The following is a 20,574-nucleotide window of genomic DNA, read 5'->3' on the forward strand; positions in this document are numbered from 1 at the left end:
TTGCGCCCCGCTGTTCTGGGCCCGCTGTTCTGGTTCCCTGCGGGTATCACCCCACGCTGTTCACGCGACCCGAACGTGCCGGGCAACAGCCTATCGCCTGCAAGCACGAACGGAGATCGTTAGTACACCGATCTGCCGGCACGGCCCGATTTGGCACGGCTGACTAGAATCGAGCACGTGAGCTCCAGTTCCCACAGCACCGTGGATACCGTCTCGATCGCCGCCCAGACTCCCGACCAACCGCAGCCCTTCCGCGAACTCGGTCTCAAGGACGACGAGTACGCGCGGATTCGCGAGATCCTCGGCCGACGACCCACCGACGCCGAGCTGGCGATGTACTCGGTGATGTGGTCTGAGCACTGCAGTTACAAGTCGTCCAAGGTGCATCTGCGCTACTTCGGCGAGACCACCACCGATGAGATGCGCGCGGGCATGCTCGCCGGGATCGGGGAGAACGCCGGCGTCGTCGACGTGGGTGACGGGTGGGCGGTCACCTTCAAGGTGGAGTCGCACAACCACCCGAGTTACGTGGAGCCCTATCAGGGCGCGGCGACCGGCGTGGGCGGCATCGTCCGCGACATCATGGCGATGGGCGCACGGCCGATCGCGGTGATGGATCAGCTGCGCTTCGGACCGGCCGACGCCCCGGACACGCGACGTGTCGTCGACGGTGTGGTGCGTGGCGTCGGTGGCTACGGCAACTCGCTGGGTCTGCCCAATGTGGGCGGCGAGACCGTCTTCGACGCCAGCTATGCGGGCAACCCGCTCGTCAATGCGTTGTGCGCGGGGGTGCTGCGCACCGAGGATCTGCATCTGGCGTTCGCGTCGGGTGCCGGCAACAAGATCATCCTGTTCGGCGCGCGGACCGGCCTCGACGGGATCGGTGGCGTCTCAGTGCTGGCGTCGGAGACCTTTGACGACGAAGGGGATTCATCCGGGCCCAATCGTAAGAAGCTGCCGAGTGTGCAGGTGGGCGATCCGTTTACCGAGAAGGTGCTCATCGAGTGTTGCCTCGAGCTCTATCACGCCGGGCTGGTGGTGGGTATCCAGGATCTCGGTGGTGCTGGATTGTCCTGTGCCACATCGGAACTGGCTGCCGCGGGTGATGGTGGCATGCATATCGACCTGGAGAAGGTGCCGATGCGCGCGGTCGGGATGACCCCGGCCGAGGTGCTCTCCAGCGAGTCGCAGGAGCGGATGTGTGCGGTGGTCACCCCGGACAACGTCGAGAAGTTTCTCGAGGTCTGCCGCAAGTGGGATGTGCTCGCGACCGTCATCGGCGAGGTCACCGACGGTGACCATCTCGTCATCACCTGGCACGGGGAGACGGTCGTCGATGCGCCGCCGCGCACCATCGCCCTCGAAGGCCCGGTCTACGAGCGTCCCGTCGCTCGCCCCGACTGGCAGGACACGGTGATCGCGTCGACCACCGAACCGCTCGAACGGCCGGCCACGCCCGACGAACTGCGGGAGACGCTGCTGAGGCTGCTGGCGTCGCCGGCTCTGTGTAGCCGCAAGTTCATCACCGAGCAGTACGACCGGTACGTGCGCGGCAACACGGTGCTCGCCGAGAATGCCGATTCCGGGATGATCCGGATCGACGAGAAGACCGGCCGCGGCATCGCTCTCGCGACGGATGCGTCGGGCCGCTACACCTTCCTCGATCCCTATCGCGGTGCGCAGCTCGCGCTCGCCGAGGCATACCGCAACGTCGCCGTCTCCGGTGCGGCGCCCAAGGCCGTGACCAACTGCCTCAACTTCGGGTCCCCGGAGGATCCTGCCGTGATGTGGCAGTTCCAGCAGGCCGTACGCGGTCTGGCCGACGGCTGCGCACAACTGGGCATCCCGGTCACCGGCGGCAACGTCAGCTTCTACAACCAGACCGGTTCGACGGCCATCCTGCCGACGCCGGTGGTGGGGGTACTCGGGGTCATCGACGACGTCCGCCGGCGCATCCCGACCGGAATCGGCACCGAGCCGGGCGAGACGCTCATCCTGCTCGGCGAGACCCGCGACGAATTCGACGGCTCGATCTGGGCACAGGTCACCCACGATCATCTCGGCGGGGTGCCGCCGCAGGTGGACCTCGAGCGGGAACGGCTGATCGGGGAGATCTTGGTGGCCGGTTCGCGTGACGGGCTCATCTCGGCAGCCCACGACGTCAGCGAGGGCGGTCTGATCCAGACCGTCGTCGAAGCCGCACTCGCCGGCGAAACCGGTTGCCGCATACTGCTTCCCGAGGATGCCGATCCGTTCGTGTGGTTGTTCTCCGAGTCCGCCGGCCGGGTCCTGGTGGCCGTGCCGCGCACCGAGGAGTCCCGCTTCGTCGGCATGCTCGACGCCCGGCAGATGCCGTGGACGCGGATCGGCGTCGTCGATCAGGGTAGCGATTCGGTGGAGGTCCAGGATCACTTCTCGGTGACCCTCGACGAGCTGCGTCGGACGTATGAAGCCACGTTGCCCAGCCTGTTCGGCTGATCCTGCACTCCCAATTTAGGATGCTGGAATGAGCAACCCCGGCGGATGGCCGTCGCAACACGATTCCGGATACGGCGGGCAGCAGCAACAGCCCGTCTACGGCCAGCCGCAATACGGTCAGCCCCAATATGGTCAGCCGCAATACGGTCAGTCACCGTACGGGCAGCCCGGATACGGTCAATCGGCCTATGGCCAGGGTCCTTACGGCCAGGGCGCCTATGGGCAGCCCGGTGGTTACCCGACACCGCGGCCGTCGGGTGGAACCGCCATCACTGCCGCGGTGCTGAGCTTCCTCGGTGGTGCCGCGGCACTGTTCGGGATCATCGCCAATGTGGTCGCGGTGGTTGCCATTGCGGCGCTGTCCGACCTCGAGGCCAGCCTCCCCGGCTGGTACACGGGTGTCCTCGTGATGAGCGTGATCGCCGAGATCATCCTGGCGGTGTTGCTGATCTGGGGCGGTGTGGCCGTTCTACGGCACAAGATGATCGGACGCCTGCTCGTCGCCGGCGGGTGCGGGGTCGCGATCGTGTTCGGATTGATCGGGTCCATCGCCGGACTGGCCGTGGAAGCGCAATTGCGCGACGACAACATCAGCACCGGAATCGGAAGCGGGGCGTTCGGCTTCGTCGGTCTGATCTTCCCGGTGGCCACGATGATCCTGGTTCTGGTTCCGCCCACCGCGGAATGGATCGCGGCCGACTGAGGTCGTCGGATCAACCGAGGGCGGCGAGCGCTTCCGCATCGTCGGTGGTGATCTGGTCGACACGCAGGTCGATGAGGCGTCGGATCATCGGGATTGACTTGCGGTCAACACGATTCACGGTGTAGCCGTCGACCAGCCGGCCGGCGTCGTGAAACGCCCCGATGATGTCGAAGGCGAGCCGGTCGGCGTCGAGGATGAGTCGGTTCTCCAGGTAGACCATCTCGGCCCGCGGCGACGCCGTCACCGCCGCCCTGACGAAGGCATCGAAGTCGCGGCTGCGCATTGCCGCGTCGGCGGCTCCGTGATGGCAAGGGTCGTAACCGATCCGGATGCCGGGGGCGGCGTCGGTGAGGATGCGCACCGCCTCCGCGTCTCCGCAGGAGAGGATGGCGTTACGGGCGAACGGGGCCACCGCGGTGGCGAACACCTCGACCGCGACGTCGTCGAGGGCTGCGGCATCCTCCTTGAAGTCCAACTGCAGCAGGGCATCCGGCGCGACCTCGACATCGGCGAGCAACGAGGCGAGATCCTCGAGCAAGAGCACCCGCTGATAGAGCGGGCGTCCGCGATTGGACCGTAGCGAGACCTCACGCAACTGTGCCGCCGACAGATCCGCCACCCGGCCCACACCTGTCGTCGCACGGTCGACGGTGCGATCGTGGAGGACGGCGTAGCCGCGGTCGGCGTGCAGGACGAGGTCGACCTCGACGCTGGCGCCCAGACGCATCGCCTCGATGATGCGGCGTGCGGTGAACGGCGGATCGTCGGGCCGGCGGCGCGCCCGATGCCACTTGATGCGGGTACGGTGCCCGTCGTGGTCGAGGTGCAGCGGTGCTCCTGGCACATCGTCGGGATCGTGTCGTCGAAACATCACCGCCCAGGCTAACCGCAGCCTCTCATTGACCGTGCGCCCAGATCCGTTGATCGTGCAGGTGAACACATACATCGTGCACGGGGGTGGGGCGGCGATACCCACTGAACGTGTTCGGCTACCCGATGAACGTGTTCGCCTGCACGGTCGACGCGGGAGCGCGGATTCTCGCCCGTGAAACTGCAACGTGTTCTAATTTAGGGACATGACACTTCGTGTGGTCGAGTGGTCGACCGGAACCGTGGGCAGGCATGCGATCGCCGGGATCGACATCCGGCCCGACCTCGAATTGGTCGGCGTCTGGGTCTCCGACCCGGCCAAGGTGGGCCGCGACGCCGGTGAACTGGCCGGCCTCGGGCGCGAGCTGGGTGTGATCGCGACCAACGACCGCGATGCGCTCATCGCGTTGAAACCCGACTGCATCGTGCATACCGCCATGACCGATGACCGCATCTTCGAGGCCATCGAGGATCTGATCTTCTTCCTGGAGTCGGGGATCAACGTGGTCTCCAGCGGGCCGGTGGTACTGCAGTTCCCGCACGGCATCCTGCCCGCGGACATGATCGCGCGCATCGACGATGCCGGGCGCAGCGGGAATGCCAGTCTGCACGTCAACGGCATCGACCCCGGATTCGCCAACGATGTTCTGCCACTGTCGATGACGAGCCTTTCCCAGCGCATCGACGAGGTGCGGTGCCTGGAGATCGCCGACTATTCGACCTACTACCAGCCGGTCGTCATGTCCTCGATCTTCGGCTTCGGGCAGCCCATGGACACCACACCGATGCTGTTCACGCCGGGAGTGTTGTCGATGGCGTGGGGGCCGGTGGTGCGTCAGATCGCCGCCGGCCTGGACCTCACGCTCGACGAGCCGCTCGTCGAGCGCGTCGATCGCGTGGCCGCCGACCGCGACTATTCGACGGTGTCGGTCGAGATTCCCGAGGGCACCATGGCGGCCGTACGCTTCGAGGTCGCCGGGCAGGTCGACGGCGTCGATCGCGTTGTCCTCGAACACATCACACGCACCCACCCGGACCAGTGCCCGCAGTGGCCCACGCCCCTGCAGGGGGATGGCAGCTATCGCATCGTCATCTCCGGCGAACCGCAGATGCAGGTGGAGTTCGCCCACCACGGCGAGCACGGCGACCACAACGTGTCCGGGATGATCGTCACCGCCATGCGCCTGGTGAATTCGGTTGCGGCCGTGGTGGATGCCGAGCCCGGCCTGGTCACCGCGCTGGATCTGCCGCAGGTGTGGGGGCGGGGGCTGGTGGCCGGGCGTGCGTCCGTGTCGACGTCGTAGCGGAGGCCTTCTGGTTCGGTCGGGCCGGCCACCAGATCGCATCACCAATCACGGTCATCGCGGCCGGCACCAGGATTGTCCGCACGATCGCGATGTCGAGTAACAGGCCGACGCCGACGGTGAAACCGATCTGCACGAGGTTGAGTACCGTCCCGCTCATGAGGGCGAACATGGTGAGCGCGAACATGATTCCCGCCGTGGTGATCACGCCGCCGGTACTGCCGAAGCCGCGGATCACCCCGCGGACCATGCCGCCCTGGGCCGATTCCTCGCGGATGCGCGACGCGAACAGCATCGAATAATCGGCACCCACCGCGATCACCGCCATGAACGACACCGGGAACACCGACCAGTCCAGGTCGAATCCGATGATGTGTTGCCACACGAGGATGCTGATGCCGGCCGCCGACGCGAACGACAGGATCACCGTCGCGACCAGCAGGACTGGCGCCAGGATGCTGCGCAGCAACACGATCAGGATGAGGAGCACGGCGGTGGCCGCGACGGCTGCGAAGAGCACGAAGTCGCGAACCAGCTGATCCTGCATGTCAGCCGACAACGACGCCAGGCCGGTGGTGGACACCTCGGCGTCGGCGAGTGAGGTTCCCACCAACGCTTGATGCGCGGTAGCCGGCAGAACACGACTCGTCGCCATCGCCTCCTGACTGTAGGGGTTGATATCCCAGGTCACGATCATCCGGGCCGTCTTGCCGTCGGGCGAGATCAACAGCTTGCTGCCCTCCACGAAGCGCGGATCCGAGAGCGCCTCCGGCGGCAGTTAGAAGCCGGCGCCCGGGCCGGTACGGGTCGCGGTGCCGAGCGTGGAGAGATACGTCGATGCCCGGCGAAGCCCGTCGGTGAGCGCTCCGGTGAGGGCGACGGTCTTGTCGGTACCCGCCTTCACCTGACGCAACCCGTCGGCGAGTTGTGTCATGCCGCCGGCGAGTTCGCTCACGCCGGAGGTGAGACGGCGCGGGTCTGCGCGCACCTGTTCGGGGGTACGCCCACCGAGCTGGTGCATCAGCGTCTCGACGGTGGCCAGGGCGGCTCGCAGATCGGGAAGCATGCGGCGCAGGCCATCCAGCGCCGCGGGGCGAGCCGTGGCCAGGGCCTGGGCGTATCGCAACGCGGCACCCGCACGACCGCCGAGCGCGCGGTCGAGCTGCGCGAAAGCGGCTCGGGCCACGAGACATTGAGGGTCGGCGGCACATTGCGGGGTGGGCGTATCGGTGAGTACGGGACCGAACGCCGCGTCGAGCCGGCCCAGTGCTGTGGTGGAGGCGGCGTCGTGGGTGTCGAGGGCCGCGACGACCTGGGTGATGGTGCTCAGCGCGACCCGGAGGGTGGGCAGCGATTGAGAAAGGCTCTGCCCGCCGGTGCCGGTGGTGACGATGCGGTCGGCCTGTTCGAGTCCGGTGAGAACGGTCCCGACCATCCGCGCGACCTCATTGGTTCCGTCGACGAGCTCGGGCATGCGCGTCAGCGCGTCGTCGGCGCCGGTCGACAACTGGCTCACACCCTGTGCGAGTCGTTTGAGTTCTGGTGTGGCGGTGACCATCTGACGGTGCGGGTCGCCGAGTTGGCGGCCGACCACGCCCGCCTGATAGCCGGTGGACGCCTCGGGGAGTGGCTTGCCGTCGGGTCGGGTGATGGAGCGGAGCATGGCCACCTGCGGGATCTGGGCGACGGCCATCCCGGCGAGTTCGAGCGCGGCGAGATCGGTGGTGTTGCGCAGGTCGTGATCTGCCCGGATGGTTAGGTACTCCGGCGCGATCTCGTTGTGGCCGTAGTGTTTCCGGACGGCATCGTAGCCTTCGGTGGAATCGGTCGTCCGCAGCGGCATCGCCGACTCGTCCCAGTTGGGCCGGTAGGTGGTGGTGATCAGCGCGGTGCCCACGAGGAACAACAGCGCAACCGTCGTGTACACGCCCGCGTGGCGGATGACGCGCGCACCGCGATGGCGCCAGGCGGTCTCCGACGATCGTCGCGGTTCTGCCAGACCGCGCCGCCCCGCGAGGGAGAGCAGCGCGAACGGTACGGTCAGCGCGACCAGCAGGACCAGGAGGACGGCCAGGGCGGTCGGCGGTCCGGCGGTGTTGAACATGCCGATCTCGGTGAACACCATCGATGCACACGCGGCAGCGATGGTCAGCGCGGAGGCGATGAGGATGGGCGCGGTGCGTCCGGATGATCGGGCGACCGCGTTGCCCACCGGAAGCCCTTTTCGACGCCCCTCGTGGTAGCTGCCGACGGCAAAGATCGCATAGTCGGTGCCCGCGCCGAGCACCAGCGCCGTCATGATCGCGATGGTGAAATTGGAGATCGACAGGTGGCCGGTGTCGCCCAGCCAGGAGATCACCGGACGCACCACGGCGAGCCCGATCCCGATGGTGGCCAAGGGAATCAGCGCCGTCACCAGATCGCGGTAGGCGGCGAGAAGAAGCAAGGTGATCAGCAGGACCGAGACGCCGGTGATGATCAACAGAGAGACGTCGATCGCGGAGAAGAGGTCGGCCAGCGTCGCCGTCGGACCGCTGTAGTGCACCTGGAGCCCGGCCGGTTTGTCGAGCGCGTCGATCTGGGCGCGGATGCCCACCGTGCTGTGGTGTGCTTGTGTGGAACCGACGGCGCCCTGTGCGGCGACCATCAGGTTCACCGCCTTGCCGTCCGGGCTCAGGGCGACGTTGCGCGTGACGGGGTTGCCGTAGGTGTCCAGGATGTAGGCGACGTTCTCGTGATCGGCGACCAGCTTCGCGACCAGCGCGCGGTAGTACTCCTCGTCGGCCGGGCCGAAGCCGTTCTCGTCGACGAGGACCACGCTGCTGACCGCATTCGACGGCGCGACCTCGAAGTCGCGCGCCATCTTCTCCAGGCTGATGTTGGCCGGGACATCCCGGGGCAGGAAATCTGCGGAGTGACGCGCCACGGTGTGCTCGAGTTGGGGAATGGCGATGTTGAGTGCCAACGGCGAGCACGACCCAGCCGAGGAGCACGATGCCGGCGTGCCGATGGGTCCATGCCCCGACGGAGGTGAGCCGGCGGCTCTGCCCGTGTGCCATTGCGCTCCCCCTGCTACGTGACAATGCGAGTTGATATGTAGACCTGCATACAGATAGCGCAGAGAGTAGCTGTGACGCAGGGTTACGGTCAACGGGTGCGACAGGATCGCCGCGATATGCGCTGGTCAGCGACATGTGTGATGGAGCGCGCCGGTGTTGCGGTGAGTGGTGGGGATCGTCGACGCCCGGGGAACGCGCCGCTGAGAAGTGGCGTCAGATGTCCCAGGTGTGGACCGGCTCGCCTTCGTGCATCGCGACCACGTAGTCGCGCAACATGCCGCGCAACGCGTTCTCGCGGGATTCGCCTGCGGCCTCCCGGGCGGCGACCGCGGCCCGCTGCCACACCGACCCGGTCTGCCGGTTGATGCAGCGGCCCTCGATCACCGACAGATAGCGGGAGCGTGCTTTCCCGGAGACCCCGAAGGAGCGCAGGCCGTCGTCGGCGATGGGCAACAACCGGCGCAGCGTGAGTTCGTCGGGCCGGACCCAGCCCACGTTGGGCCAGTAGATCTGCGATTCGAGTCCGGATCGGGCACCCGACTGCAGGTTCTCGGCCGCGGCGTTGAACGACATCTGCGACCACAGTGGACGATCGGCCTCCACCAGCCCGCGGACGACGCCGTAGTAGAAGGCGGCGTTGGCCAGGATGTCGACGACGGTGGGACCGGCGGGAAGCACCCGATTCTCCACCCGCAGATGGGCATGGCCGTCGACGACGTCATAGACCGGACGGTTCCAGCGATACACCGTGCCGTTGTGCAACTTCAGTTCGTCTAGCGTGGGGATCTCGCCGTTGTCGAGTTGCTCGAGGGGGTCGACGTCGGACGAAACCGGAAGCAGCGCAGGGAAATAGCGGGTGTTCTCCTCGAAGAGGTCGAAGATGGTGTTGATCCAGCGTTCGCCGAACCACACCCGCGGCCGCACGCCCTGGTTCTTGAGTTCGAGGGGTCGCGTGTCGGTGGCCTGCTCGAAGACGGGTATGCGGCTCTCGTGCCACAGCGCGTGACCGGCCAGGAACGGTGAGTTCCCGGCGAGTGCCACCTGGATGCCCGCGATGGCCTGTGCCGCATTCCAGTGCGCCGCAAAGTCTTCCGGCGCCACCCGAAGATGAAGCTGCAGCGACGTGCAGGCGGCCTCGGCCAGGATCGAGTCGGTGGAGGTGTGCAGTCGCTCGCTGGTCGCACCCTCGCCCAGCGGGATGCCGGTGATGTCGAGTTCGAGGTCCTCACCCCGGGCGGCAAAGATCTGCTGATTGAGTAGGTCGTAGCGTGGATTCGCCGAAATCCATTGGTGCGCAAAGTGTTCAGTCCGCAACGTGGGAAGCATGCCGACCATGACCAGGTGGTTGGCGGTGCGTGCCGCGCGCTGTTCGGCCCGATTGAGCGAGGTGCGCAGGGCCTGTTCGAGGGAGATCGTGTCGTCGGCGAAGAACGGGCGCGGCGAGACGTTGATCTCGATGTTGAACTGGCCCAACTCGGTTTGGTAATCGGGGTCGGCGATGGCGTCGAGCACCGCCGCGTTGGCCATCGCGGGATTCATCGCGTCGTCGATGAGATTGAGCTCGACCTCCATGCCCAGCAGCGGTTCCGGAGGCCGTCCGTGATCGGTGAACAGGCCGTCGGCGAGCATGCGCGCGATGGCCTCGGTACCGCGCGACACCCGCTGGCGGAATCGCACGCGATCGGCGCCTGTGAACTGTTGGCTGGTCACGTCGGTGCCCATGAGTTCATACTGCCCGATCTGCGGGGATCTGGTGCTCGGATCGCCCGGGGTCCACACCCGCGCCCAGGGTTGGTGCTGCAAGATGGCAGCCGTGCCACCCCACAAGAGAGTCGACGCCGCGCAAGTGCGGGCCGCGATGACAGCGGTGGCGGACTGGCTCGTCGACGATGCCGCACCGGCCCCGTCCCGCGACGCCCTCGCCGCCGCCGTCCGCACGTCGGCACGCACGCTGGCCCAGCTCGCCCCGGGAAACTCGGTGGAGGTGCGGGTGCCGCCGTTCGTGGCGGTGCAGTGCGTTGAAGGTCCGCGACACACCCGCGGCACTCCGCCGAACGTCGTCGAGACCACGCCCCGGACGTGGCTGCTGCTGGCCGCCGGCCTGCTCGACTTCGACGCCGCGGTGGCCGACGGTCTCGTCGACGCCTCGGGTCACCGGGCCGGTGCGATCGCGGACTGGTTGCCGATCGTGCCGATGCGGAGCACGAAGACGTCTGAATGATCGGGTCCGCGTTCGCGGCCACCCACGTGGCACCCTGTTGCGGTGTCGTACTACTCCACCGCCCCCGTCACCGCTGCTGACGCGAAAACCGCGGGCCAGCGGGCCGCGCTGACGGGCAAATGGTTGCTGGTCGTGGCCCTCATGGCGGGTTTCGTCGGGGTCATCGCGCTGTTCTTTCTGATCGACGACCCGAGCGCGTCCCCGGCCTGGATCACCCTGCTGATCTGCGTGGCGATCTGCACTGTGTTCGGCAGTCTCACGCGAATGGTGAACAAGCGTCTGCGGTACCGGATCACCGTGTCGTTCTCGCCGTTGCGTCTCGTGGGCGCGCCTATGTGGTTTTCGGGGTGATCCTGGCCGCGGTGATCGGGACCTTCTCCGCTCTGGACGTCGACGAAGGCCCGGCGTCCGTGGTGGTCCACCCGCTGTTCATGGTCGGCACGATCGGCATCGTGGTGTGGCACATGGCGAAGTCGACGCTGTTCCAGGCCACCTGGATGACCCTGATCATGCGCGGCACCACCGTCGGTTGGGATGAGGTGGAAGCCGTGGTGCTGACCACGGGCAGTGCGCACGGAACAGTGGAACTCGGCGTCATGCCGCGGCCGGGAGGTCAGACGCCGACGCTGGATGTGCGCCCCGGTGAACGGCTCGTCGACATACCCATGCGAGTGGTGGTACCGGCGTCGAAGGTCGACGTCGACAAACTGCACTGGGCGATCAATCAGACCGGCCGGACCGACATGCTGCTGATCGAACGGACCGCCGGCGGTGATCGGGTGCTCCGGCAGTCCAACACCCGCGGAGCTGGCTGTTGCTGGTGATCGGTGACGTCGACTTCGATGACCTGGTAGCCGCCGGGTCGATGACCGCATCCGGTAACCGTCCCGGTGACGTGGCGCAGTGGCTGCCGCTGATCAAGGTGGGTGATCGTCGACTGCGGTCGATCGAACGACGGCGATGTGCAGAATTGGCACACGTCGTCCGATACTCGGGCGGTGGTCGAACATCATCAGTGGCGGTACTGGGAAGCCAATCGCGAGATCGCCCATCGGAAGTCGCTGCGACGCGCCAAGGTCGTAGGGACCGCCGCGGTCTTCACCGGAATCGCCGCTCTGGTCGCGCTCCTCTTCATTCTCGACGAGAAGACGAGATCGCCGGTCGCCGGGGCGGCCTTCGTGGTGCTCGTCGCCTGTGCGTAGGACTGTCCCTCGTCATCCGGCGGGCGCTGGCCGCAACGCGCTATCGGGTCGCCTCGCGGTGGAGTGCCGTCTGCCTGGTGGTCTTGACCCCGATCCTCTATGTTGTGCTCTTCGCGGTGCTGCGGGTTGTCGGTCCGCTGCCCAGTGATTCCTTGCGAGGTTCCGGCTTTGTGCTCGCTCTGCCGATGATCATCGCCATCTACGCGGCGATGAACTTCTGCACGCTCTTCGCGGTGACCCCGGTGGGCGTGACGACTCGCCTGGCCGTGGCGAAGTGGAGCCACGTTCGGGCAATCGTGTACACCCGTGCCGGCGCGCCGGGAAGCGTCGAGGTCGGGGTCGTGGCCACGCCGGATGCCGGTCTCTGGTCGAAGCCCATGCCGGTGCGCGCGGGTGAGGTGTTGACCGATCTGCCCATGCGGGTGCGGATACCCGACTCGAAATTCTCCGCCGACCGGCTCGCGTTCACGATCGCGCGCTTCGCCGGTCCCGGCACCGAACTCGTCGAGCGGATCGACAGCGGCTTCGGAGAGCGTCACGTGCGTGTGTTCGGTAACCCCGCAGGCGGTTTGCGGAATAACTGAGCGACCCACGCCGCTGCATGATTCGCAATCGATGGCTACCGACACGTAAACTTCGAGACGTCTCCCAGCCCACCGATGTGTTGGCCCCGATCCGCAGCCCAGGGAGCTCGTTGATGACCGACTTGTCGATCCACAGCAAAAACCTGATAGCTCCTACCCAGAAATGCCCGTCGGGTGCGCTCGACGAGCCGGAGAACGAACCCCGCGAGGAATGCGGTGTCTTCGGTGTGTGGGCTCCGGGGGAGGACGTCGCCAAGCTCAGCTACTACGGCCTCTACGCCCTGCAGCATCGCGGTCAGGAGGCCGCGGGCATCGCCGTCGGCGACGGCAGTCAGGTGCTGGTGTTCAAGGATCTCGGCCTGGTCAGCCAGGTGTTCGACGAGCAGAACCTCGGCGCGATGGTCGGACATGTCGCGATCGGGCACTGCCGCTATTCGACGACGGGGTCGACCACGTGGGAGAACTCCCAGCCGATCTTCCGGACCACCGACGCCGGCACCGGTGTCGCGCTCGGGCACAACGGCAACCTCGTCAACACCGCCGAACTCGCCAGCCGCGCACGTGCGGCCGGGGTGATGAGTTCGGGCGCCACCTCCGACTCCGACATCGTCGGGGCGCTGCTGGCCCACGGTGCGGCCGACAGCACCATCGAGCAGGCGGCCATGGAACTGCTGCCGACACTGCGCGGCGCGTTCTGTCTGACCTTCATGGACGAGCACACCCTCTACGCGGCGCGCGACCCGCACGGCGTCCGCCCGCTGTCGCTGGGCCGGCTCGACCGGGGCTGGGTCGTCGCCTCGGAGACCGCCGCCCTCGACATCGTCGGCGCCTCCTTTGTGCGCGACATCGAACCGGGTGAGCTGCTCGCCATCGACGCCGACGGCGTGCGCAGTTCCCGCTTCGCCGAGGCCACCCCGCGTGGCTGCGCCTTCGAGTACGTCTATCTGGCCCGGCCCGACAGTGTCATTCACGGTCGGTCGGTGCATTCGGCGCGCGTCGACATCGGTCGCCGCTTGGCCCGTGAACATCCCGCCGAGGGTGATCTCGTCATCCCGGTTCCCGAATCCGGAACCCCGGCCGCCGTCGGTTTCGCGCAGGAATCCGGCATCCCCTACGGCCAGGGCCTGATGAAGAACGCCTACGTGGGCCGCACGTTCATCCAGCCGTCGCAGACCATCCGACAGCTCGGTATCCGCCTCAAACTCAACCCGCTCAAAGAGGTCATCCGCGGCAAACGCCTGGTGGTGGTGGACGATTCGATTGTCCGCGGCAACACCCAGCGCGCCCTGATCCGGATGCTGCGTGAGGCGGGCGCCGCAGAGATCCACGTGCGGATCGCGTCGTCGCCGGTGCGCTGGCCGTGTTTCTACGGCATCGACTTCGCCTCGCCGGCCGAACTGATCGCCAACGGCATGGATTCCGAGGAGCACATGGTCGAGGGTGTCCGGCAGGCCATCGGCGCCGACTCTCTCGGCTACATCGGCATCGACGAGATGATCGCCGCCACCGACCAGCCCGCGTCGGCCCTGTGCGCGGCCTGCTTCGACGGCAACTACCCGATCGCGTTGCCCGAGGAGACCTCGATGGGCAAGGCGGTGCTCGAGCACATGCTGGCCAACGCGGCGGGCGAATCCCGCGTCGACCCGCTGACGGCGGGCAACGACAATGTCAGCGCCGTGATGCGGCCCTGAGCCTCCTCACGACGTACCCGACGGGTAGCGTGTGAGCCGTCCCGTACGACGTGAAACCGTGGGTGTCGCGCGTCCGGAACCACGCTGGAGGGCCCGCTGCCGGGCGCTCCAGGTATCCACGAACACTCGACAAGGGGAGCTGCGGTGATGAGCGAGCGGGATGCCGCCGCCGACGAATCGACCGGTGCACCGGAACATGCGTCCTACGCTGCCGCCGGAGTGGACATCGACGCCGGCGAGCGTGCGGTGGAACTCTTTGCGCCGCATGCCAAGCGCGCCTCCCGCCCGGAGGTCATGGGCGGGCTCGGCGGCTTCTCCGGACTCTTCGCCCTCAAGGGCAACTATCGCGAGCCGGTGCTCGCGGCGGCCAGCGACGGCGTTGGCACCAAACTCGCGATCGCGCAGGCCATCGACAAGCACGACACCGTGGGCCGCGATCTGGTGGCGATGTGCGTCGACGACCTGGTGGTCTGCGGCGCCGAGCCGCTGTTCCTGCAGGACTACATCGCCGTCGGGAAGGTGATCCCGGAGACCGTCGCGCAGATCGTCTCGGGTATCGCCGACGGCTGCGTCGACGCCGGATGCGCGCTGCTGGGCGGCGAGACCGCGGAACATCCCGGGTTGATGCAGGACAATCATTACGACCTGTCGGCAACTGCCGTCGGAGTGGTGGAGGCCGACGAGGTGCTCTCACCCGACAAGGTGCGTGCGGGTGACGTGGTGATCGGAATGGGGTCGTCGGGTCTGCACTCCAACGGATACTCACTGGCCCGCAAGGTGCTCCTGGAGTGGGGGCACATGGATCTCTTCGGCCACGTCGAGGAATTCGGCCGCACGCTCGGTGAGGAACTGCTCGAACCCACCCGCATCTACGCGCGCGACTGCCTGGCACTGACCGCCGAGGCGGACGTCCGTACCTACGCGCACATCACCGGTGGCGGGCTCGCCGAGAACCTCGCCCGGGTGATCCCGTCCGGGCTGGTCGCGGAACTGGAACGCAACACCTGGTCACCCGCACCGATCTTCTCGATGATCGCCCAGCGCGGCCGCGTCGCCCAGCCCGAGATGGAACGCACCTTCAACATGGGTGTCGGGATGGTGGCCGTCGTCGCCCCCGAGGACACCGACCGCGCCCAGGCCGTCCTGACCGCCCGGCACGTCGACAACTGGGTCCTCGGCACCGTCAAGCGTTCCGGGGAACGCAAGCAGTCCGACGCCGCGCGGGTCACGCTCGTGGGTGAGCACCCGCGCTTCTGACGGGTCGACCGCGGCTGTCTGGTGGTCCGACGGGTGGTCGGCTCACGTGTGGTTTCGACGCACGGCCGACTCGCTGCGCTCGTCGGTCGTGGCTCAACCAGCAGTGGGGGAGTCGTGGCTCAACCAGCAGTCGGGAGTCGTGGCTCGACCAGTGGTGGGGAGTCGTGGCTCGACCAGTGGTGGGGAGTCGTGGCTCGACCAGTGGTGGGGAGTCGTGGCTCGACCAGTGGTGGGGAGTCGCGACGCCGCAAAAGGTTGGGGGTGCACACGAAAACCGCGCCGCGTACGGCGTGGTAATCGTTGTCTGGACCGCGAGATCGGCGGTCGGGGGTGGGCGCGGGGCGCGCGTCAGGCGCGCCGCCACTCCTCTTCTTCAACCCACTCGTCCACCGGATCCGGGCGGTCTGCCGGATCAGCCGATCCCGAGAGCTCGCGTTGCAAGCTGTCGAAGTCGGTATGGGGAGTGGAGTACTTCAGCTGACGAGCAACCTTCGTCTGCTTTGCTTTTGCCCGGCCGCGGCCCATTCGGGACCCCCTCGCACAATGACGGGGCGGCCAAACACTTGGCGGCCCCGTTCTCTTGAAGTAATTCTGTCGTGCTGACCAGTCTAGCGCGCCGTTCCCGGTTGTGCGGACGGCCCTGCCGCGCCGCGCCGTCAATGCCCGTCCGGACCGACGGAACCGTCATGACCTGGCGAGTTGTTTGCGTGCCTCGCGCTCGACCTTGGGTGCCAGCGTGCGGGTGGCGAGCAGGGCCTCGAGGGCCTCGCGCTGTGTTCCGTGCATGAGATCGCGAACCCGCACACCGTGGTCGGGACGGTGGATCACCGTGATCCGATCACCCGCTCCGACGCTGCCGATGTGATGAACACGCAGGTAGGAGCCGGTGTCGCCGCGTTCGGCGAACCGTTTCACCCACTTGGGCTCGGCGGACCAGAGTGCGAACCGCCGGCACGGGGTGCGCGGGATCGTCGTCTCCAGGATCAGACCGTCGTCACCTATCTGCCATTGTTCGCCGACGATCGCGTCCGTCACCGGCAGGCCCGTGACGCGAAGGTTCTCGCCGAACCATCCGTAAGGAAGGTCACGGCCGAGTTCGTCGGCCCAGCGTCGTGCCTCGGCGTCGTCGTAGGCATACACCGCCTGATCGACGCCGCCGTGGTGTTTGGTGTTGCACACGTGGTCGGTGACCAGACCCAGTTCGCCGACGTGGACACGACCGTCCGCCGGGCGCTTGTCGATGCCGGACGGGCCGACGCCGTCGAGCAGCACGTCGTCGGACGCGGCGCACACCGCGAGCACGAGGCCGTCGGTCATGATCCCGCCCCTCGACGCAGTCGCTCCACTGCCGCGCGCCCGGCCTGTACGTGGTCGTCGGCGCGTACCGAGTCCGGATCGATGCGCGCGCTGACCGGGTTCTCGGTGCCGACGACGAGGTCGGTGTCGGCGGGCACGTTGCGTTTGACCAGGGCCAGCGCGACGAGACCGAGCTCGAAATGGTCGACCACGGTGCCCAGACGCCCCACGGTGCGCCCGCCCGCCACAACGGGATCGCCGGTGGCAGGTCGCCCGTCGGCGCTGCCGTCGAGATGGAGCAGCACCAGCCGGCGCGGCGACTTGCCCAGGTTGTGGACCCGCGCGACGGTTTCCTGCCCGCGGTAGCACCCCTTGTCCAGGTGGACGGCACCGAACTCCGCCGGGCCGCCGATCCAGCCGACCTCATGCGGGATGGTGCGATCGTCGGTGTCGGCGCCCAGCCGCGGACGGACCGCCGCCACCCGCAGTGCATCGAAGGCCCAGGTGCCGGCCATTCGTGCGCCGGCGTCCACGAGTGCCGACCACCAGCGGTCGAGCAGATACTCGGGCAGGACCACGTCGACGACCGGCAGCGTGGCGTTCTCGCCGATCGGCGGCATCACCCGCCAGAAGCCGAGGGGCTCGTCCTCGTGATGTGTCTCGGGTAGGTCGCCGGCCGCGTAGATGGGGGCGTCGGGATCGATCTCGAGCAGTTCCGCGATCTGCCCGCTCCGGGCGGCGGGACCGACGAGGGTGACGACCTTCATGTCCGGGCGCAATACCGGCTCGGCCTTGGCCCAGAACACCATCTTGGCGAGAAAGCCGTGCAGGGCGGCGCCGCGCGAACCCTCGGTGTCGACCCAGGTCACGCCGTCGACGTCGGTGAGGACGAAGTGTTCTTCGACGCGACCGTTGACGTCGAGGGACAGATTCTCGGCACTCGAACGGTCCGGCAGATTGCTGATGTGCTGACTGGAGATGGTGTGCAGCCAGGTGAGCCGCTCGTCGCCGGAGATCTCGATGACGGCGCGGTCGGATCGGTCGACGATGATCGCACCGCAGGCCGCCGCCCGTTGTTCGCCGAGCGGATCGCCGTAGTGCCAGGCGATCGAGACCGCCGTCGCTCCGTCGGACTCGGGCACTGCTCCCGAGCCGGAATACCTGGTCAGGATGGGTGAGGGGGTCACATGTCGATTCTACGGACGCCGACGTCGGCGCGGTGGACGCCAGGGTGGATGTGACAGTCACCGGCGCTGCCTGGCAGCCTCGTCCACATGACGAACTCGGTTCTGATGACCCTGGACGGCACGGCACACGACTTCGACGCACCCTTCCTGGCGGCCGACGACCTGGCCGCCGTACGCGGCGACGGCATCTTCGAGACACTGCTCGTCCGCGCGGGACGCGCACAGGGTGTCCGCCTGCACCTGGAGCGACTGGTCAACAGCGCCCACGCGCTGGGGCTCCCCGAACCCGACGTCGACCAGTGGAGTTCGGCGATCGAGGCGGCGGTGAAGACCTGGGATGACGGACAACCGAACGGGGCCGAGGGGCTGCTGCGGCTGGTCTACTCACGCGGGCGGGAGAGTGAACCGGGTTCCACGACAGCGTATCTCACCGTGACTGCCGTGCCCGACCGCGTGATGCAGGCCCGTTCTGAGGGTGTTTCGGTGGTGACTCTGGAACGAGGCTTCTCCGTCGATCTCGCCGAGAAGGCGCCGTGGCAGCTGCTGGGGGCCAAGACCCTCAGCTACGCCACCAACATGGCGGCGCTGCGGCACGCCGCCGAGCAGGGTTTCGACGATGTGATCTTCCTCAGCAGCGAGGGCGCGGTGCTCGAGGGACCACGCTCGACCGTGATCGCGGTGACGGGCAAGGCGCTGGTCACCCCGCCGACCGAGATCGGCATCCTGCCCGGGACCACCGCGCGCGCCGTCTTCGAACTCGCCGCCCAGGAGGGATGGTCCACATCCACGCGCGTCCTGCGTCCGGCGGATCTCATCGCCGCGGACTCGGTGTGGATGGTCAGCAGCGTGACGCTCGCGGCGCGCGTCACCGCGCTCAACCGCTATGTGATGCCGGTGTCCGCCGCGAACGACGAATTCGTCGATTTGGTGGACCGTGCCGTTTGTGTTGACTGACAATAGGTGTGCCGACTGAGACACAGCACACAACTTCAACCCGACGGTGATGGGACCTTGGTCGCTTGATGCCCGTCGCGACCAGGCGTAACGTTGGCCGCAAGAACTACTACTGCCAGTAGTAGTCGATGAGTTCGATCCACTCGGTTCCGCCGCGCCCGCAGCCCGGGCGACGACTCGATTAGAGGCGACATGGACGCATTGGACGTCTCCCGTTGGCAGTTCGGGATCACCACCGTTTATCACTTCATCCTGGTCCCGCTCACCATCGGCCTGGCGCCGATGATCGCGATCATGCAGACGGTCTGGCACGTCACCGGCAACGAGCAGTGGCTGCGTGCCACCAAGTTCTTCGGGAAGCTCTTCCTGATCAACTTCGCGCTCGGCGTCGCCACCGGCATCGTGCAGGAATTCCAGTTCGGGATGAACTGGAGTGAGTACAGTCGCTTCGTCGCCGACGTCTTCGGCGCCCCGCTCGCGCTCGAGGGCCTGGTGGCCTTCTTCCTGGAGTCGACGTTCATCGGGTTGTGGATCTTCGGCTGGGGACGCCTGCCGCGCAAGGTGCATCTGGCCTGCATCTGGCTGGCCGCGATCGGCGTGACCGCCTCGGCCTACTTCATCATCGCGGCGAACTCCTGGATGCAGCACCCGGTCGGCGTCGAGTGGGATCCGGAGCGCGGCCGGCCGGCGATGAACGATTTCTGGGCGGTCATCACCAACAACACCACGCTGGCCGCGTTCCCGCACGTGCTCGCCGGTGCCTGGCTCACCGCGGGAACCTTTGTCGCGGCGGTCGGCATCTGGTGGATGGCGCGAAACACCTGGCGCGCCAAGAAGCTTCGCGAAGCCATCGAGACGGGTGACACCTCGGGTATGCCCAAGACCACCTCGCCCAGCCAGATCGACGCCACGCCAGAAGATCTCGAGCGGGACGCCCGCCAGTTGTGGCGCCCGGTCACACGATTCTCACTCTGGATCATCATGATCTCCGGTGTCGCGCTGTTCATCACCGGTGATCTGCAGGCGCAGATCATGTTCAAACAGCAGCCGATGAAGATGGCATCCGCGGAATCGTTGTGCGACTCCACCACTGCGGGCGCACCGTTCTCGGTGCTGTCCATCGGACGGCAGAACAACTGCGACAACGTCGATCACGTGGTGGAAATCCCCGGCATGCTCTCCTTCCTCGCCGACCATCGCTTCGACACCCCGCTCCAGGGCGTCAACCAACTGCAGGTGCAGTATCAGGAGGCGCTGCAGATGCCCGGGCAGAACTTCGCGCCCAACCTGTTCGTCACTTACTGGGGATTCCGCGCGATGATCACCTGGGCGCTGGGTTCGGTGGTCGTCGCGTTGGGCGGACTGTGGCTGACGCGGCGAAAGCGGGTGGTGGAATCCAGACGTTTCGGGTTCATCGCGCTCTTGATGATCCCGACCCCGTTCCTGGCCAACAGTTCCGGCTGGATCTTCACCGAGATGGGTCGTCAGCCATGGGTGGTCGCGCCCAACTGGCAGGACAACCTGGACCCGACGCGTATCCACATGCTGGTGGCCGACGGGGTGTCCAATCACACCGCCGCCACGGTATGGGTGACGCTGATCGGATTCACCCTGCTCTACGGCGCGCTCGGCGTGGTGTGGTTCATGCTGCAGCGACGCTATGTGATCGAGGGGCCCGCGACCTACGACGCGATACCACCCGACGAGCCATCGGCGCACGACGACGATTCCGATGAGCCCAAACAACTCTCGTTCGCCTACTGAGGAG

At 67.0% G+C, this 20,574-nt stretch carries 17 protein-coding genes and 1 pseudogene; 12 read left to right on the forward strand and 6 right to left on the reverse strand.

Annotated features, from left to right (window positions below):
* Positions 1–201: 201 nt before the first annotated feature.
* Both purL and GBRO_RS04630 read left to right on the forward strand, forming a co-directional pair.
* On the forward strand, positions 202–2,478 hold the full coding sequence (gene purL / locus GBRO_RS04625; RefSeq protein ID WP_012832829.1) for a phosphoribosylformylglycinamidine synthase subunit PurL: 2,277 nt from the start codon (positions 202–204) through the stop codon (positions 2,476–2,478).
* 28 nt (positions 2,479–2,506) lie between these two features.
* On the forward strand, positions 2,507–3,181 hold the full coding sequence (locus GBRO_RS04630; protein WP_012832830.1) for a hypothetical protein: 675 nt from the start codon (positions 2,507–2,509) through the stop codon (positions 3,179–3,181).
* Between the two features lie 10 nt (positions 3,182–3,191).
* Here the strand turns inward: GBRO_RS04630 and GBRO_RS04635 are convergent, their stop codons facing one another.
* Complete coding sequence (locus GBRO_RS04635; protein WP_115311779.1) at positions 3,192–4,052, reverse strand: glycerophosphodiester phosphodiesterase; 861 nt, start codon at positions 4,050–4,052, stop codon at positions 3,192–3,194.
* Between the two features lie 205 nt (positions 4,053–4,257).
* Here GBRO_RS04635 and GBRO_RS04640 point away from each other — a divergent pair, with 205 nt between their 5' ends.
* Positions 4,258–5,355, forward strand: a complete 1,098-nt coding sequence (locus GBRO_RS04640; RefSeq protein ID WP_012832832.1) for an NAD(P)H-dependent amine dehydrogenase family protein — start codon at positions 4,258–4,260, stop codon at positions 5,353–5,355.
* Here the strand turns inward: GBRO_RS04640 and GBRO_RS04645 are convergent.
* Positions 5,282–8,414, reverse strand: a pseudogene (locus GBRO_RS04645) (MMPL family transporter). The gene GBRO_RS04640 and the pseudogene GBRO_RS04645 sit on opposite strands and share 74 nt — an antisense overlap.
* 213 nt (positions 8,415–8,627) lie before the next feature.
* Complete coding sequence (locus GBRO_RS04650) at positions 8,628–10,136, reverse strand: glutamate-cysteine ligase family protein (protein ID WP_012832833.1); 1,509 nt, start codon at positions 10,134–10,136, stop codon at positions 8,628–8,630.
* A gap of 82 nt (positions 10,137–10,218) precedes the next feature.
* On the opposite strand from GBRO_RS04650, the gene GBRO_RS04655 reads away from it, so the two are divergent.
* From GBRO_RS04655 to purM, 7 genes are all read left to right on the forward strand, one after another.
* Positions 10,219–10,635, forward strand: coding sequence for a sterol carrier family protein (locus tag GBRO_RS04655; protein WP_012832834.1), 417 nt, complete (start codon positions 10,219–10,221; stop codon positions 10,633–10,635).
* Between the two features lie 42 nt (positions 10,636–10,677).
* A complete protein-coding gene (locus tag GBRO_RS04660; protein WP_012832835.1) occupies positions 10,678–10,986 on the forward strand; it encodes a hypothetical protein in 309 nt (102 codons plus the stop codon).
* Entirely contained in the window at positions 10,983–11,459 is a 477-nt protein-coding gene (locus tag GBRO_RS24585) for a hypothetical protein (RefSeq protein WP_012832836.1), read from the forward strand. The genes GBRO_RS04660 and GBRO_RS24585 overlap by 4 nt, the downstream gene beginning before the upstream one ends.
* 174 nt (positions 11,460–11,633) lie before the next feature.
* Positions 11,634–11,837, forward strand: coding sequence for a hypothetical protein (locus GBRO_RS04670; RefSeq protein WP_147290623.1), 204 nt, complete (start codon positions 11,634–11,636; stop codon positions 11,835–11,837).
* A 77-nt stretch (positions 11,838–11,914) separates the two neighbouring features.
* A complete protein-coding gene (locus GBRO_RS04675) occupies positions 11,915–12,421 on the forward strand; it encodes a hypothetical protein (protein WP_012832838.1) in 507 nt (168 codons plus the stop codon).
* Positions 12,422–12,534: 113 nt separating this feature from the next.
* Positions 12,535–14,112 (forward strand): amidophosphoribosyltransferase, encoded by a 1,578-nt coding sequence (purF, locus tag GBRO_RS04680; protein WP_012832839.1) that lies wholly within the window; start codon positions 12,535–12,537, stop codon positions 14,110–14,112.
* Between the two features lie 147 nt (positions 14,113–14,259).
* Positions 14,260–15,369, forward strand: coding sequence for a phosphoribosylformylglycinamidine cyclo-ligase (gene purM / locus GBRO_RS04685; protein WP_012832840.1), 1,110 nt, complete (start codon positions 14,260–14,262; stop codon positions 15,367–15,369).
* A gap of 348 nt (positions 15,370–15,717) precedes the next feature.
* Here the strand turns inward: purM and GBRO_RS25095 are convergent, their stop codons facing one another.
* The 3 genes from GBRO_RS25095 to ygfZ all read right to left on the reverse strand — a co-directional run bounded on the left by GBRO_RS25095 (position 15,718) and on the right by ygfZ (position 17,852).
* Positions 15,718–15,894 carry a DUF3073 domain-containing protein gene (locus GBRO_RS25095; RefSeq protein ID WP_012832841.1) on the reverse strand — a complete coding sequence of 59 codons (177 nt, stop codon included), beginning with the start codon at positions 15,892–15,894 and terminating at the stop codon, positions 15,718–15,720.
* Between the two features lie 159 nt (positions 15,895–16,053).
* Positions 16,054–16,686: an MOSC domain-containing protein gene (locus GBRO_RS04690; RefSeq protein WP_012832842.1), complete on the reverse strand. Its 633-nt coding sequence runs from the start codon at positions 16,684–16,686 to the stop codon at positions 16,054–16,056.
* On the reverse strand, positions 16,683–17,852 hold the full coding sequence (gene ygfZ, locus GBRO_RS04695; protein WP_012832843.1) for a CAF17-like 4Fe-4S cluster assembly/insertion protein YgfZ: 1,170 nt from the start codon (positions 17,850–17,852) through the stop codon (positions 16,683–16,685). Before ygfZ ends, GBRO_RS04690 begins: the two co-directional genes overlap by 4 nt.
* Before the next feature lie 87 nt (positions 17,853–17,939).
* Here ygfZ and GBRO_RS04700 point away from each other — a divergent pair, with 87 nt between their 5' ends.
* Both GBRO_RS04700 and GBRO_RS04705 read left to right on the forward strand, forming a co-directional pair.
* Positions 17,940–18,806 carry an aminodeoxychorismate lyase gene (locus GBRO_RS04700; protein WP_012832844.1) on the forward strand — a complete coding sequence of 289 codons (867 nt, stop codon included), beginning with the start codon at positions 17,940–17,942 and terminating at the stop codon, positions 18,804–18,806.
* Between the two features lie 192 nt (positions 18,807–18,998).
* Entirely contained in the window at positions 18,999–20,570 is a 1,572-nt protein-coding gene (locus GBRO_RS04705) for a cytochrome ubiquinol oxidase subunit I (protein WP_012832845.1), read from the forward strand.
* Positions 20,571–20,574: the final 4 nt, after the last annotated feature.

The sequence above is a fragment of the Gordonia bronchialis DSM 43247 genome, from assembly GCF_000024785.1.
Classification (GTDB): Bacteria; Actinomycetota; Actinomycetes; order Mycobacteriales; family Mycobacteriaceae; genus Gordonia; species Gordonia bronchialis.

Excerpts from the sequence above, each read along its gene's own strand:
- GBRO_RS04705 (WP_012832845.1), top strand. The coding sequence starts at position 18,999 with ATGGACGCATTGGACGTCTCCCGTTGGCAGTTCGGGATCACCACCGTT.
- purF (WP_012832839.1), top strand. The coding sequence starts at position 12,535 with ATGACCGACTTGTCGATCCACAGCAAAAACCTGATAGCTCCTACCCAG.
- GBRO_RS04650 (WP_012832833.1), bottom strand. The coding sequence starts at position 10,136 with ATGGGCACCGACGTGACCAGCCAACAGTTCACAGGCGCCGATCGCGTG.
- GBRO_RS04630 (WP_012832830.1), top strand. The coding sequence starts at position 2,507 with ATGAGCAACCCCGGCGGATGGCCGTCGCAACACGATTCCGGATACGGC.
- GBRO_RS04655 (WP_012832834.1), top strand. The coding sequence starts at position 10,219 with ATGGCAGCCGTGCCACCCCACAAGAGAGTCGACGCCGCGCAAGTGCGG.
- GBRO_RS04635 (WP_115311779.1), bottom strand. The coding sequence starts at position 4,052 with ATGTTTCGACGACACGATCCCGACGATGTGCCAGGAGCACCGCTGCAC.
- GBRO_RS04690 (WP_012832842.1), bottom strand. The coding sequence starts at position 16,686 with ATGACCGACGGCCTCGTGCTCGCGGTGTGCGCCGCGTCCGACGACGTG.
- GBRO_RS04700 (WP_012832844.1), top strand. The coding sequence starts at position 17,940 with ATGACGAACTCGGTTCTGATGACCCTGGACGGCACGGCACACGACTTC.
- purM (WP_012832840.1), top strand. The coding sequence starts at position 14,260 with ATGAGCGAGCGGGATGCCGCCGCCGACGAATCGACCGGTGCACCGGAA.
- GBRO_RS25095 (WP_012832841.1), bottom strand. The coding sequence starts at position 15,894 with ATGGGCCGCGGCCGGGCAAAAGCAAAGCAGACGAAGGTTGCTCGTCAG.
- GBRO_RS04640 (WP_012832832.1), top strand. The coding sequence starts at position 4,258 with ATGACACTTCGTGTGGTCGAGTGGTCGACCGGAACCGTGGGCAGGCAT.